12 protein-coding genes and 2 tRNA genes are annotated in these 13701 nt (G+C 39.8%); 12 read left to right on the forward strand and 2 right to left on the reverse strand.

All coding sequences use genetic code 11. The annotated features are described in order from the left end of the window. Position 1: 1 nt before the first annotated feature. The 6 genes from CWB75_RS14370 to CWB75_RS14395 all read left to right on the forward strand — a co-directional run bounded on the left by CWB75_RS14370 (position 2) and on the right by CWB75_RS14395 (position 6930). Positions 2-1180, forward strand: coding sequence for a cystathionine beta-lyase (locus CWB75_RS14370; protein WP_138571031.1), 1179 nt, complete (start codon positions 2-4; stop codon positions 1178-1180). A gap of 143 nt (positions 1181-1323) precedes the next feature. Beyond that, positions 1324-2151 carry an ABC transporter permease subunit gene (locus CWB75_RS14375; protein ID WP_138571032.1) on the forward strand — a complete coding sequence of 276 codons (828 nt, stop codon included), beginning with the start codon at positions 1324-1326 and terminating at the stop codon, positions 2149-2151. Then, a complete protein-coding gene (locus CWB75_RS14380) occupies positions 2148-3056 on the forward strand; it encodes an ABC transporter ATP-binding protein (RefSeq protein ID WP_055013391.1) in 909 nt (302 codons plus the stop codon). The genes CWB75_RS14375 and CWB75_RS14380 overlap by 4 nt, the downstream gene beginning before the upstream one ends. Beyond that, entirely contained in the window at positions 3056-3430 is a 375-nt protein-coding gene (locus CWB75_RS14385) for a PH domain-containing protein (RefSeq protein ID WP_008111597.1), read from the forward strand. The genes CWB75_RS14380 and CWB75_RS14385 overlap by 1 nt, the downstream gene beginning before the upstream one ends. A gap of 208 nt (positions 3431-3638) precedes the next feature. Continuing rightward, a complete protein-coding gene (locus CWB75_RS14390) occupies positions 3639-4427 on the forward strand; it encodes a putative porin (protein ID WP_138571033.1) in 789 nt (262 codons plus the stop codon). A 226-nt stretch (positions 4428-4653) separates the two neighbouring features. After that, the gene (locus CWB75_RS14395) at positions 4654-6930 is read left to right on the forward strand and encodes an acyl-CoA dehydrogenase (protein ID WP_138571034.1); all 2277 of its coding nucleotides are present in this window, start codon (positions 4654-4656) and stop codon (positions 6928-6930) included. 76 nt (positions 6931-7006) lie between these two features. Here the strand turns inward: CWB75_RS14395 and CWB75_RS14400 are convergent, their stop codons facing one another. Beyond that, a complete protein-coding gene (locus tag CWB75_RS14400) occupies positions 7007-7456 on the reverse strand; it encodes a hypothetical protein (RefSeq protein WP_010391478.1) in 450 nt (149 codons plus the stop codon). 145 nt (positions 7457-7601) lie between these two features. Then, a complete protein-coding gene (gene cysK / locus CWB75_RS14405) occupies positions 7602-8570 on the reverse strand; it encodes a cysteine synthase A (protein ID WP_055013393.1) in 969 nt (322 codons plus the stop codon). A gap of 377 nt (positions 8571-8947) precedes the next feature. Here cysK and CWB75_RS14410 point away from each other — a divergent pair, with 377 nt between their 5' ends. The 6 genes from CWB75_RS14410 to CWB75_RS14435 all read left to right on the forward strand — a co-directional run bounded on the left by CWB75_RS14410 (position 8948) and on the right by CWB75_RS14435 (position 13657). Then, positions 8948-10099 (forward strand): dicarboxylate/amino acid:cation symporter, encoded by a 1152-nt coding sequence (locus CWB75_RS14410; RefSeq protein WP_138571035.1) that lies wholly within the window; start codon positions 8948-8950, stop codon positions 10097-10099. 167 nt (positions 10100-10266) lie between these two features. Beyond that, the gene (uvrY, locus tag CWB75_RS14415; RefSeq protein ID WP_010391483.1) at positions 10267-10917 is read left to right on the forward strand and encodes a UvrY/SirA/GacA family response regulator transcription factor; all 651 of its coding nucleotides are present in this window, start codon (positions 10267-10269) and stop codon (positions 10915-10917) included. A gap of 9 nt (positions 10918-10926) precedes the next feature. Then, positions 10927-12750, forward strand: coding sequence for an excinuclease ABC subunit UvrC (gene uvrC, locus CWB75_RS14420; protein WP_055013395.1), 1824 nt, complete (start codon positions 10927-10929; stop codon positions 12748-12750). A 42-nt stretch (positions 12751-12792) separates the two neighbouring features. Beyond that, on the forward strand, positions 12793-13338 hold the full coding sequence (gene pgsA, locus CWB75_RS14425; protein ID WP_036933597.1) for a CDP-diacylglycerol--glycerol-3-phosphate 3-phosphatidyltransferase: 546 nt from the start codon (positions 12793-12795) through the stop codon (positions 13336-13338). A 141-nt stretch (positions 13339-13479) separates the two neighbouring features. Then, positions 13480-13555, forward strand: a tRNA-Gly gene (locus tag CWB75_RS14430). Between the two features lie 28 nt (positions 13556-13583). Continuing rightward, positions 13584-13657: transfer RNA gene (locus CWB75_RS14435), tRNA-Cys, on the forward strand. The last annotated feature ends 44 nt before the right edge of the window (positions 13658-13701 follow it).

The raw sequence follows: 13701 nt of genomic DNA on the forward strand, positions 1-13701 counted from the left end.
CATGTCGAGCAAAAATAAAAATACCCAATTAGTGTCATCAGGGCGCAAAAAAGCGTACACCCATGGCGTAGTTAATCCAGTGATACAGCGCGCTTCAACAATTGTGTTTGATTCTGTGAGTGAGCTTAAAGAAGCGGCTAAAACACGTGGCGACAAAACCTTGTTTTATGGCCGAAGAGGGACGACCACTCATTTTGCTCTGCAAGAGGCAATTACCGAACTCGAAGGCGGTGAGGGCTGTGCGTTATACCCATGTGGCGCGGCAGCGATAAGCCAAACGCTGTTATCATTTTTAAAGTCCGGTGATCATATTTTAATAGTGGACACTGTTTACGAGCCAACTCGTGATTTTTGCGACAAGATATTAGCTGGGTTAGGTATTAGTACGACCTATTATCCGCCCATGATTGGTGCAGACATAGAAGAGTACATTCAAGACAATACCAAAATGTTGTTTTTAGAGTCTCCGGGTTCAATTACCATGGAAGTTCAAGACGTTCCCGCCATGGTAAAAGTGGCAAACGATCATAATGTAATGACAGTGCTTGATAACACTTATGGCAATGGCTTGCATTATCGTCCGCTTGAACATGGTGTTGATATTAGTATTCAAGCCGCCACCAAATATATTGTTGGCCACTCTGATGTGATGATGGGGGTTGCTGTAGCTAATAGAAAGTATTGGCCAACACTTCGTGAACACTCTTATTTACTCGGGCAATGCACCAGTGCAGATGATGCGTATTTAGCACTACGAGGCTTGCGTACCATGGCAGTGCGATTAAATCAGCATGAAAAAGCCGCGCTAGAAGTAGCAAAATGGCTTGAGCAACATGCGTTGGTTGATCATATTCGCCATCCTGCGTTTACAACATGCCCAGGCCATGAATTTTTCAAACGCGATTTTGACGGCAGTAATGGTTTATTTTCGTTTGTAATGAAAGCGGGTAATCAACACGCCATAGATGCTTTTTTAGATAGCTTACAACATTTCAAAATGGGCTTTTCGTGGGGTGGCTTTGAGAGCTTAGTAACGGCAAACCTATCAATGAAAGGGCTGCGCTCGCAAACAGGATGGGAGCATGGACCTGTTATTCGTTTGCACATTGGTTTGGAAGATGTTGAAGATTTAATTGCCGACTTACAGCAAGCATTAGCTATTTATGAGCAACATTTATAATTACTAATTGGTTAAATTACATTATTTGTTACAAAGCCTACCTCTGAGTAGGCTTTTTTTTGCTAGCAATTCAACGTGTTTACACTTAGTGTTGTTAAATAACGCTTATTTTAAAGTATGAACAACGTCATTAAGGATAGTCAATGGCAACACCATCACCAGTTAACTTAGGGCGCTTAACCCAAATCGCGGGTTTTGAGCTGGTACGTATGTTTTTAACTAAACGAGGGCTTATTGCACTGGCGGCTTTTGCGCTAGTGTGGCTTGTTATTTTACGTTACCCCATAGGCCAAGCTGTAGGTATAATCAGCTCGCCAGACTTTGAACAAATAGCCCGTGATATTTCCGGCTCTATTGGATTAAGTAAGTTACTTGATTGGCCTGAAGCCGAATTTGCTATGTATTGGCTTATTGCTTTGTATAGTTTTCCTGTTTTTAGCTTATTTATTTGTAGTGATCAAACTGTGGGTGATAGAGAGCGCGGTACGCTAAGGTTTTTATCATTACGCTCAACTCGCTTTGAAATACTCTTTGGACGATTTTTAGGGCAGTTAGCGGTACTAACCTGTTTAGTTGGCATCACGCTTATAGCGACATTGGCGGTGCTCGGGTTTCGCGAGCCGAGCTTACTTGCTGGTGGCCTTGGTCGTGCTGTTTCAATATTTTTAATACTCATTGTTACTTTTACGCCGTTTGTAGCCTTAATGAGCTTAATTAATACTTTTGCGAGCTCATCTCGCTTATCTATTGTATTAGCTATTTTATATTTCACAGCCGGCGGCATTATTGTTGGATTACTGGAGTGGCAAATACCCGCATTAAGTGTACTTGATTATTTATTCCCTGGTGTGCAAATAGAGTTATTAGCTGGACAAAACTTACCGTTATTGAGCGCTTTGGCTATTCCTTTAGTGCAAACAGCGGTGTTACTTGCAGTTGCTCAACGTATTTTTGCAAGGAGCTCATTATGAAATCATTAATAACAGGGCGTAATTTAAGTAAATCATACGGCTCAAAATTGGCTCTTGATAATGTGAATTTTGAGATTCAAAAAGGCGCGCCAGTTGCATTAGTTGGCCCTAATGGCGCAGGGAAAACCACTTTATTTAGTTTGTTGTGTGGCTATATCGCACCTAGCATGGGTGAGCTTGAAATACTCGGCCATAAACCAGGTAGCGCGGCTTTATTTAATAAAGTGAGTGCGTTACCACAAGATGCACAGCTAGATCCGCGTTTTAATATAGATAAACAACTTAGCTTTTATGCCAAGCTACAAGGTATGGGCAGCAAGCAAAGCCAAATAGAGGCACTTCGAGTATTAGATTTAGTGGGTCTTAGCGAGGTTGCAAAAAACCGCGCAGGGGACTTATCTCACGGTATGCGCAAGCGTGTAACCATAGCACAAGCATTAATTGGTTCACCGCAAATTGTAATGTTAGATGAAGCCACCGCAGGGCTTGATCCGATTCATGCCAGAGAGGTCAGAGAGCTGGTGTCTGAGCTGTCGTCTCAAGCGACGTTTATTTTAAGCTCTCATGATTTAACTGAACTAGAACGACTTTGCTCCCAAGTACTACATTTAGATAAAGGCATATTAAGCGAGCATCAAACTAAAGCGGCGAATACTGATAAGCACTTTTATACCTTAATGCTAAGTGAAGCGTATCAAAATGTGGAGCAACAACTGCAAGCAATTGAGGGTGTGAGTCGTGTTTATATGAGCCAACATAAAGAGTATGTGATTGAGTATCAACCAACTAGCGATTCACTTGACATCGCGCTATTGCAATTTTGCCACCAACATAATTGGCAGTATAGGCAGTTAGTAAATGGTCATACTCTAGAAAATCAAATATTTAAACAGGAGAAACTGTAATGGGATTATTTAGTGGTTTAATGGGTAACGCCAGTGAAGTGGATGATGCCGATTTAGAAAAAGTATTGGCTAATACGCTTATTGAAGGTGAGCGAGTTGAAAAGGCGTATAAAGTAGTTCGTGATATGTTTATCTTTACTAATAAGCGACTAATTTTATTAGATAAACAAGGTGTGACTGGTTCTAAAATGGAAATGATCAGTATTGCTTACTCTAAGATAACTAAGTTCAGCAAAGAAAGTGCGGGGCACTTTGATTTAGATGCAGAACTGAAAATTTGGGTTGGATCTGATCCAAACCCTATCAGCAAAGACTTTAAAGCTGGTGATAACATAAATGATGTTTATAGGATAATTAGCCAGTATTCATTATAGAAACAAACAAAAATCGGTGTAAAATTAAAGTAATTGTTTACAGTTTGTTGCGATTACTTTAACATAAATTACTCCAACACTTTCTTACAAATTCCCTAACAAATACAATTGCTTGATTCAGTTTTCGTTCAGTTTCGCGGCGTTAGCATACCCCCACTTTAGCAATGTAGTTAAAGTACAAAAACAATGTACATAGGGATGTTTCATTATGAAAAAGTTAGCAATTATTATTTCAGGTCTTTTATTATCAAGTGCTGCACACGCTGCAGATAGCTATCAATCAATCAGTAACTTAAACTACACAGATACTGATAACAACGATACTATCAGCGTGGACTCTACTTACTACTTCTCTCCAAAGAGCACACTAGGTCCATACGATCAATTCGAATACATCAATAAGCAAAGCAACGTATTTGGTGGCTACGCTGATGACGATTTTGGCGATGTGACTGCTATTGGCGGTGAATACTTCGTTGAAGATTTTGTTGTTGGTGCGTCTTACCAAAATGCTGATTACAACTCTAACAACGAGTCATACACACTTTCTGCTGGTTATTTCTTTAACCCAGATTTACTTGCAAAAGTAAGATTTGTTGATCAAAAAGATGGTGATAACGTTACATTCTTTTCTTTAGCATACAACTACATGCTAAACGATACAGATTATGTAGGTATCACTGTAGAATCAGATGATGATTTTGATTCTCGTTCAGTAGCTGCTAAATACTTTGTTGATTTACAACAAGGTAACTACTTAACAGTAGAAGGTACATTTGTAAGCCTTGACGAAGCAGATGACCAATGGAACGTAGAAACAAACTACTACTTCTCTAAAGCGACTTCTGTATTTGCATCTTACGATAAAGAAGACAACTACAGCTTTGGTGCTCAACACTTCATCAATAAAAACATTGGTTTAAAAGTGGGTTACGGCAACAACGCAGATGACTCAGATAACGATGCTTACTTTGCTAACATGCGTTTTCAGTTTTAATTAAGCGTTTAATCGCATAAATTAAAACCAGTTAAGTAGTAAAAAGCCCACACTTTGTGGGCTTTTTGCTGTGTGTAATAAATGCGTAACTCTACTTTATCATTATATTTTAATTACAATAGAATCGGCTCATCATTTAGTGGCACTCCTCTGACAGCCCATTGTATTTAAATTAAGATCGGTCATAATTAAATCAATGTTTTTATAACTGTAAAGGAATGTGTTTATGTCAGTATTTATTATATTGCTGGTTGTGGTGATCGTGGTGTTTGCAATTAAAGATATCCGCCTTAATTTAATTACTCGACCCACTTTTAAAATGTTTAAAAAAGTATTACCGCCATTATCGCAAACAGAGCGAGAAGCCATGGAAGCAGGCGATGTTTGGTGGGATGGCGAGCTATTTAGTGGTGATCCTGATTGGCAAAAATTACACAACTATCCGCGTCCACAGTTAAGTGAAAAAGAAACTGCATTTATAGATAATCAAGTTGAAACTTTATTAGCCATGCTTGATGACTATAAAATTGTACAAAAAGACAAAGATTTACCTAAAGAGGTTTGGGACTTTTTAAAAACCGAAGGGTTTTTTGCAATGATCATCCCAGAAAAATTTGGGGGTCTTGAATTCTCTGCTATTGCTAATTCCACCATAGTGTCAAAAATTGCGACTAAAAGCTTAACAGCCGCCGTGACGGTCATGGTACCCAATAGCTTAGGTCCTGGTGAGTTATTACTGCACTACGGAACAACTGAGCAACAAGAGCGCTGGCTACCTAGCCTTGCAAAAGGCGACGATGTGCCTTGTTTTGCATTAACGGGCCCTGAGGCTGGCTCAGATGCTGGCAGTATTCCTGATTCTGGTGTGGTGTGCAAAGGCGAGCATGATGGTAAGGAAGTGTTGGGGCTGCGTTTAAATTGGTCAAAACGCTACATCACACTTGCGCCAGTTGCGACTGTGTTAGGGCTTGCATTTAAAATGTACGATCCAGATGGGTTGTTAGGCGATGAAAAAGAGCTTGGCATTACGTGTGCACTCATTCCAACCGATCACCCAGGTGTTAAAACCGGCGAGCGGCATTACCCCCTAAATATGGCGTTTATGAATGGCACAACGTACGGTAAAGATGTATTTATTCCGCTTGATTGGATTATAGGTGGTCAGCAAGGGGCAGGACGAGGTTGGCGCATGCTAGTTGAATGTTTAAGTGCAGGGCGTGGTATTTCGTTACCGGCACTAAGCACTGCAACAGGGCATTTAGCGGCTAAAATGACTTCGGCTTATTCTGTTGTTCGACAACAGTTTGGTGTGTCAATTGGTCAATTTGAAGGGGTTCAAGAAGGGTTAGCACGTATTGGTGGCCTAACTTATGCGCTGGAATCGTGCAGATTAATGACAGCTGGTGCTATTGATTTAAAACTAAGTCCATCAGTAGTAACAGCTATTGCAAAATACCATATGACCGAAATGGGTCGAACAGTAATGAATGATGCGATGGACATTCATGCAGGTAAAGGGATACAGGTTGGGCCTAATAATTATTTAGCACATGGCTATATGGGTATACCGGTTTCGATTACGGTTGAGGGTGCTAATATTTTAACTCGTAATTTAATGATATTTGGCCAAGGCGCAACTCGTTGCCATCCGTTTGTATTAAAAGAGATGGAAGCGGCTTCAATGGAAGATGATGACGCGGCACTTGAGCAATTTGACGGTCTATTGATGAACCACATTGTGTTTGCCATCAGCAATGCAAGTATGGCTTTAGTGCATGGTTTAACTCATAGCCACTTTGCCAAAGCGCCAGTGTGCGGAGAAACCGCGGCCTACTATAAACAATTAGGGAGAATGAGCCGAGGGCTTGCGTTTACCACAGATGTTGCAATGTTGATGTTAGGTGGTGAACTTAAACGCAAAGAAATGATATCGGCACGGTTAGGCGATGTATTAAGTCATTTGTATATTGCTTCTACCGTGTTAAAACGTTTTGAAGATGAAGGGCGCCAACAAGCTGATTTACCTTTTGTTAAGTATGCAATAGAGACGTCATTGTATGAAATAGGTCAAGCATTTGACGGCTTCTTTAAAAATTTCTCTAACCCGGTGGTTAACTTTGCCCTTAAACGCATTGTGTTTCCGTTAGGTAATCATTATCACAAACCAAGTGATGCCCCTTCACAAAGTATTTGTGAACACATGACTCAACCAGGCGTGTTTCGAAACAGGCTTACTCATTTGTGTTACGTCGATGAGAATGCAGGCACAGGGGTGATGGAAAATGCTTTTTTAGCGATGCACGATATGCAAAATCAATTTAAACAGTTAAAACAGTGGCAACGAAAAGGTAAGGTACCTGCAACTTTTAATATTGAACAAGCTATTGAGTACGCTCTTGAACATGAGTTACTTACTAAATTAGATGCTGAAGCTATGCATCATGCTAATAAATTACGAATGCAGGCTATTGCGGTAGATAATTTTAAACCTGAAGATTTCTAACATTGTACTCAAGCACTAAAAAAGCCTTAAACTTATAATTTAAGGCTTTTTTATATATTTTTAGATTGAACGTTGATCAGCGCCCGTAAGGATCGGCGATGATTTTATCTACGTACCATTTACCTTTTATTTTTAGCATTTCGATACTGCGAAAGTCATCAATTTTTTTTCCATTAAAATAACCAGTAAATACAATATTTATCTTAGCGTGATTACCGTACTGTTCTCGCAGGCTTGAATTTGACATATCAATTTCAATTACCACTTCATCGAATTGTAAATTAATAAGACTACGGGCAAATTGTTTTGCTGTGCCGTAAGATTTCATTATGCGAGCTAGCTTAGGTGTTGCGAAATTACTGGCTTTTTGCAAGTTATGCTGATTATAAAGCGCATCAAAATACACTGTGGCGGTATCGCCTGGACGGTCATTGTCAATGTACTGTTCTTTAGGTTTAGTATTGTCATTACAGCCAACGATCAAAATACTAAAAATGAGCACAAAAGAAGTTAAAATTGTTTTCATATTTGGTCAGGTTGATTACTCATACACAAAGTGTGTGATGGAATGGAGGAGATGTAAAGAGGATAGGACTAAATAGGTGTTAACTTATTATAAAAGCAATAAAAAAGGATGTTAAAAAACATCCTTTTTTAATAGTGTTGTTCGATTACTGAACAAGCTCTTGCTCGGAAAACTCTTCATCAAACATGGGGCTTGATAAGTAACGCTCTGTTGCGCTTGGTAAAATAACCACAATGCTTTTATCTGCATTTTCAGGACGCTCAGCAATACGTTTTGCTGCAACCACGGCTGCACCCGATGAAATACCGACTAAGATCCCTTCTTTTTTCATTAGTTCATGACACATTGCGATACATTCTTCATTAGACACTTGCTCTACACCATCAATTATTGATAGGTCTAAGTTCCCTGGAATAAAGCCTGCACCAATCCCCTGTATTTTATGTGGCCCTGGTTTTACCTCTTCACCGGCAAGTGTTTGGCTAATTACCGGAGAGTGGCTTGGCTCTACAGCTATTGATTTTACATTAAGGCCTTTTTCTTTTTTAAGATAACGACTAACGCCTGTAATCGTACCGCCTGTACCAACACCTGCAACAAAGAAATCGATTTTGCCATCGAGTGCATTAAAGATTTCCGGACCCGTTGTTTCAAAGTGAATTTTTGGGTTTGCCGGGTTTTCGAACTGTTGTAGCAAAATAAACTTATCTGGATCTGCTGCTTGAATTTCTTTGGCTTTAGCAATAGCGCCATTCATACCCTTAGCGCCATCTGTGAGCACTAGGTTAGCACCGAGTGCCTTTAATAGTTTACGACGTTCTAAGCTCATGGTGTTTGGCATTGTAAGCGTTAGTTTGTAACCGCGAGAAGCCGCTACAAATGCCAATGCAATACCCGTATTGCCTGATGTTGGCTCTATAAGTTCTTTGTCTTTGGTTAGTTGACCTGATTTTTCAGCTTCCCAAATCATTGATGCACCAATACGGCATTTTATACTAAAGCTAGGATTACGTGATTCAACTTTAGCGTATACATTCCCACCTGTAACACGGTTAAGTTTTACCAACGGTGTGTTACCGATGCTTAGTGAGTTATCTTCAAAAATAGTAGACATAATGTTCCTTTAGGTACAATCTGATCAACACGTTAACAGCTATTCTGTTAACTTTATAAGCCTACTTTACTGTGAGATAAAAAAAGTTAAAGTAAGCTTTGGCTATAACATATATTAATTACGCTTATAACGGATTGAACTAAAAACTCAATCTGTTAATTTTTTAGTTATTAAAAAGGCGAACTTGAAATCATTTGTTCGTTTTTAACTTTGTACTTTATCTTTTCTTTATGTAGTCGTTATTTAAACAAATCAACACATCACACTTATATTTTGTTGGTTAATTGTGCAAATGAACTGCGGTTGAACAGTTTATTGACACAAACTATTCAAAACATGGTAAAAACACATTATCTAAATTCAATAAAGTAATCACCATGAAGTTAATCTTAAAATTAATTGCCGGTATTGTGGCCGGTATCTTAGTCGGGCTCTACATTCCCTTAACTGGCGTTGAGCTTTTATACACAGTAAAAGAGCTTATCGGCCAGCTTATTAGTTTTACAATTCCACTGATTATTTTATTTTTTATTGCCTCTGGGATTGCCGGGCTTCCTAAAGGATCAGGGCATCTACTGGGGAAAACGGTGGGTTTTGCGTATGGCTCAACAATTATAGCCGGTACCTTAGCGTTTTTATTAGTAACAGCGGTTATTCCGTTTTTAAGCGGCGGTATTTCATTTGAAGCTGAAGCAGTGACCGAAGTAGGAAGCTTTATTGACTTAGAAATTCCACCATTAATGGGTGTAATGACTGCTTTAGTTACAGCATTTGTATTTGGTATTGGTATGAGCCAGCTTGGCTTAGACACATTAAAAACTGTGTCGGATCAGGGGCGTGATATTATTGATGGTTTACTTTCAAAAGTAATTATTCCGGCATTACCGTTTTACATTGCGGGTGTATTTGCTGAAATGACCGTAGCAGGCACCGTTGTTGATACATTACAAGCATTTGGTGTAGTACTTGTTGCTGCATTAGTGATGCATTGGTTATGGTTGAGTGTTTTATACATTACCTCAGGCCTATTACTTAAGCGTAATCCTATTGAGCTAATTAAAAATATGTTACCTGCGTACTTTACTGCATTAGGAACTATGTCGAGTGCGGCAACCATTCCAGTATCTTTGCAATCAAGTAAAGCAAATAACGTTAAAGAGGATGTAGCTAACTTTACAGTGCCATTATGCGCCACTATTCATTTGTCAGGTTCAACAATTACAATAGTTACCTGTGCTATGGCTGTAATGTTTTTATCGCCTAGCATGGAAGTACCTTCATTAATGGCTATGTTGCCATTTATTATGATGTTAGGTGTTGTGATGATTGCAGCGCCAGGCGCCCCAGGTGGTGCAGTAATGTCGGCGTTAGGTTTATTAACTAGCATGCTTGGTTTCAACGAAGGTGCTGTGGCACTAATGATTGCACTTTACCTAGCGCAAGATAGCTTCGGCACTGCGTGTAATGTAACTGGCGATGGTATTATTGCTTTATGGGTAGACCGTTTTAGTGAAAAGGCGTCAGCATAAATCATTGGGGCGTATTTACCTGCTATAGGTAAATGCGCTTTTAATCATATCGGTCATAAAGACCGATTACGAAAGCATAATATTAGTTATGGTTTCGTAGTATCTATGCTAATGTTGAAAATTAATTTTGTTAACTTGCATCTTATTAGGCTAGTGAGGGTGTTCCATTGATTAACGTACTTTTAGTTGATGACCATGAACTTGTGCGCACAGGGATCAGACGTATTCTTGATGATATACGTGGTTTTAAAGTAATAGGTGAAGCTAAAACAGGCGAAGAGGCTGTGCAGTTTTGTCGTCAGCATGCGCCAAATATAGTGTTAATGGATATGAACATGCCTGGTATGGGCGGGCTTGAGGCAACTAAAAAGATTTGCCGTTACTGCCCTGATGTAAAAATTATTGTGCTTACTGTTAATTGCGAAGACCCATTTCCAAGTAAGGTCATGCAAATTGGTGCTCATGGCTTTTTAACCAAAGGTGCTGGATCTGATGAAATGGTTCGCGCTATACGCTGTGTGCATGCAGGACAACGCTATATTGCTCCAGAAATAGCGCAACAGATTGCACTTGCGCAGGTAACCGGGCGTACTGATGAAAACCCATTTCAAAGCCTATCCGAGCGTGAACTACAAATTATGCTGATGATCACCAAAGGTGAAAAAGCACAGGATATCGCTGATCGCTTAAATTTAAGTTCTAAAACAGTAAACAGTTATCGCTATCGCATGTTTGAAAAGCTTAACGTAGGAGGCGATGTAGAGCTTACTCATTTAGCCATACGTTACAAAATGATTGATATAGATATCTCTTACTAGTCGGTATATATGTCTGAATTTGATCATGTCCAGTTTTTAAAAACATTATCGAGTGAGCCTGGCGTTTATCGCATGCTCGATAATGACAACCAAGTTATCTATGTCGGTAAAGCTAAAAGTTTAAAAAAGCGGGTAAGTAGTTACTTTCGTAGTAATATAACCGATAGTAAAACCCGTGTTTTAGTAAGTAATATTTGTAATATTGAAGTCACGCTTACTAATACAGAGACAGAAGCTTTACTGCTCGAAAACAACCTCATTAAAAAATATCAGCCACGTTATAATATTCTGTTACGTGATGATAAGTCGTACCCTTACATACTGCTCACTAATCATAAGCATCCTCGCTTAGCCTTTCATCGTGGTAGCAGAAAAGTAAAAGGTGAATATTTTGGTCCGTTTCCAAGCGCGGGGGCGGTTTCAGAAAGCTTACGCTTAATGCAAAAAATATTTCCGGTACGTCAATGCGAAGATGCCTACTACCGTGCGCGTAGTCGCCCTTGCTTACAGTATCAATTAAAACGCTGCTCTGCGCCGTGTGTAAATAAAGTCTCTGAAGATGAATACGCGCAGCAAGTTGATTATGTCCGCAAGTTTTTAACTGGTAAATCTCATGAAGTAATAGCCGATCTCATTGCTAAAATGGAAAAAGCCAGTGAGCAGCTTAATTTTGAACTTGCAGCTAAAGTTCGCGACCAAATTATGTTGCTGCGTAAAATGCAGGAGCAGCAATCTATCTCTGGCAATTTTGCGGAAATGGATGTGGTCGGCTTTGCCCATTTAAACGGTTTAAATGGGATTCATCTATTAATGATTCGCGATCATAAAGTGCTGGGTAGTAAAACTTATTTTCCAAAGGTGCCTAAAGACTCACAAGAGCAAGAAATTTTAACCTCTTTCTTAGGTCAATATTATTTAGCTCCAGGTGCGACAGGGCGCATTGCTAAAGAAATCATTTTACCATTTGAAATAGAAGAAAGTGATGCACTAGGTGAAGCCTTGACCCAAATTAGTGAACGTAAAGTATCGCTTAAAGTGGTTACCCGTGGTGAGCGAGCACAGTACTTACAGTTAGCTAATAAAAATGCATTAAATAGCATTACGGTTAAGCAAAGCACTCAAGACTCGATAAACAAGCGTTATGCGCAATTAAAGGCTACTTTACGTCTTGATGATATTAATCGCATGGAATGTTTTGATATCAGTCACACCATGGGTGAAAACACAGTGGCCAGTTGTGTTGTATTTGATTCTCAAGGCCCTAACAATAAAGAGTATCGTCGTTACAACGTGACCGGTATCACCGGTGGTGATGATTACGCCGCTATGGAATTTGCACTAAACAAACGTTACAACAAGTTGGTTGATGAGGAGAAAATTCCCGATGTTATTTTTATCGATGGTGGTAAAGGTCAATTAGGTAGAGCAGAGCAATATTTCGAAAACTGGCCGCATTCAAAAATGCCGCTATTAGTCGGTGTTGCAAAAGGCACTAGCCGTAAGCCGGGTCTTGAAACCTTGCTTATAGATGGCGGGCGTAAAACAATTCCTATGGATTCTGATGCACCAGCGCTTCATTTGATCCAGCATATACGCGATGAATCCCATCGCTTTGCAATTGCAGGGCACCGTAATAAGCGGCAAAAACAACGCACTCAGTCGTTACTAGAAGAAATAGATGGCGTTGGTTCAAAGCGTCGACAAACATTATTAAAATATTTAGGGGGCATGCAAGGTGTAAAAGCTGCTAATATAGAACAGCTAAAGAAAGTTCCTGGGATCAGTCCTGACATGGCTGAGAAGATATTTAACCATTTGCATGACAAGGGCTAGCCCTATGTGCGAATATAGAAAAAAAGACATATCCAAGTAGTTATGTGGAATATTCCAAACACACTCACAACGTTTAGACTCTTTCTTATCCCCATTTTTTTGGTGATATTTTATATGCCTTATTCATGGGCATTCTTTGTTGCTGCCTTTATTTTTTGGCTGGCTTCGATCACAGATATACTTGATGGCTATTTAGCCCGTAAACTTGAGCAATCAACGCCTTTTGGTGCATTTTTAGACCCGGTTGCTGATAAAGTAATGGTGTGTGCTGCCTTGGTTGCATTATCTGAGCATTACCAATCTTTGTATATGACCATACCCGCGCTTATTATTATTAGCCGTGAAATTGTTATATCGGCGCTACGCGAATGGATGGCTGAACAGGGGAAACGCGGTAACGTAGCTGTATCCGATATGGGTAAGTTAAAAACCGCAGCTCAAATGTTAGCCATTATCGGTTTAATTTGGCAGTACGATAGCTGGATGATGTATTTAAGTTATGGCTTGCTTTATATAGCCACATTTTTAACGCTTAGTTCTATGGTGCAATATTTAGTTGCAGCATGGGGAGAATTGACCAAAAATTGATTGTAAACGTCTAATAACGCACCATTTTAGATAAAAAATAATCAAACAGTTCAAAAGTAGCATTTTTTGTGTTGACGCGTTTAATAATCTCTGTAGAATGCGTCCGTGTTGAGAGGGCATAGCCCCCTAGATAAACATAAAGCGGCACTAGCTCAGTTGGTAGAGCGCGACCTTGCCAAGGTCGAGGTCACGAGTTCGAGCCTCGTGTGCCGCTCCAGTTTATCTTAAAGCTAACCTAGTATTGAGGCGGAATGGCAGAGTGGCCATGCACCGGATTGCAAATCCGTTTACCCCGGTTCGACTCCGGGTTCCGCCTCCAATCAACACTCCACACGCTTTAATTAGCAAACTCGATGCCCGAGT

It is taken from the genome of Pseudoalteromonas sp. S1608 (assembly GCF_005887265.1).
GTDB classification, from domain to species: Bacteria; Pseudomonadota; Gammaproteobacteria; order Enterobacterales; family Alteromonadaceae; genus Pseudoalteromonas; species Pseudoalteromonas undina.

Coding starts and splice junctions, on each gene's coding strand:
- uvrC (WP_055013395.1), top strand. CDS start 10,927: ATGTCTGAATTTGATCATGTCCAGTTTTTAAAAACATTATCGAGTGAG.
- CWB75_RS14400 (WP_010391478.1), bottom strand. CDS start 7,456: ATGAAAACAATTTTAACTTCTTTTGTGCTCATTTTTAGTATTTTGATC.
- cysK (WP_055013393.1), bottom strand. CDS start 8,570: ATGTCTACTATTTTTGAAGATAACTCACTAAGCATCGGTAACACACCG.
- CWB75_RS14380 (WP_055013391.1), top strand. CDS start 2,148: ATGAAATCATTAATAACAGGGCGTAATTTAAGTAAATCATACGGCTCA.
- CWB75_RS14395 (WP_138571034.1), top strand. CDS start 4,654: ATGTCAGTATTTATTATATTGCTGGTTGTGGTGATCGTGGTGTTTGCA.
- CWB75_RS14375 (WP_138571032.1), top strand. CDS start 1,324: ATGGCAACACCATCACCAGTTAACTTAGGGCGCTTAACCCAAATCGCG.
- pgsA (WP_036933597.1), top strand. CDS start 12,793: ATGTGGAATATTCCAAACACACTCACAACGTTTAGACTCTTTCTTATC.
- CWB75_RS14385 (WP_008111597.1), top strand. CDS start 3,056: ATGGGATTATTTAGTGGTTTAATGGGTAACGCCAGTGAAGTGGATGAT.
- CWB75_RS14390 (WP_138571033.1), top strand. CDS start 3,639: ATGAAAAAGTTAGCAATTATTATTTCAGGTCTTTTATTATCAAGTGCT.
- CWB75_RS14410 (WP_138571035.1), top strand. CDS start 8,948: ATGAAGTTAATCTTAAAATTAATTGCCGGTATTGTGGCCGGTATCTTA.
- CWB75_RS14370 (WP_138571031.1), top strand. CDS start 2: ATGTCGAGCAAAAATAAAAATACCCAATTAGTGTCATCAGGGCGCAAA.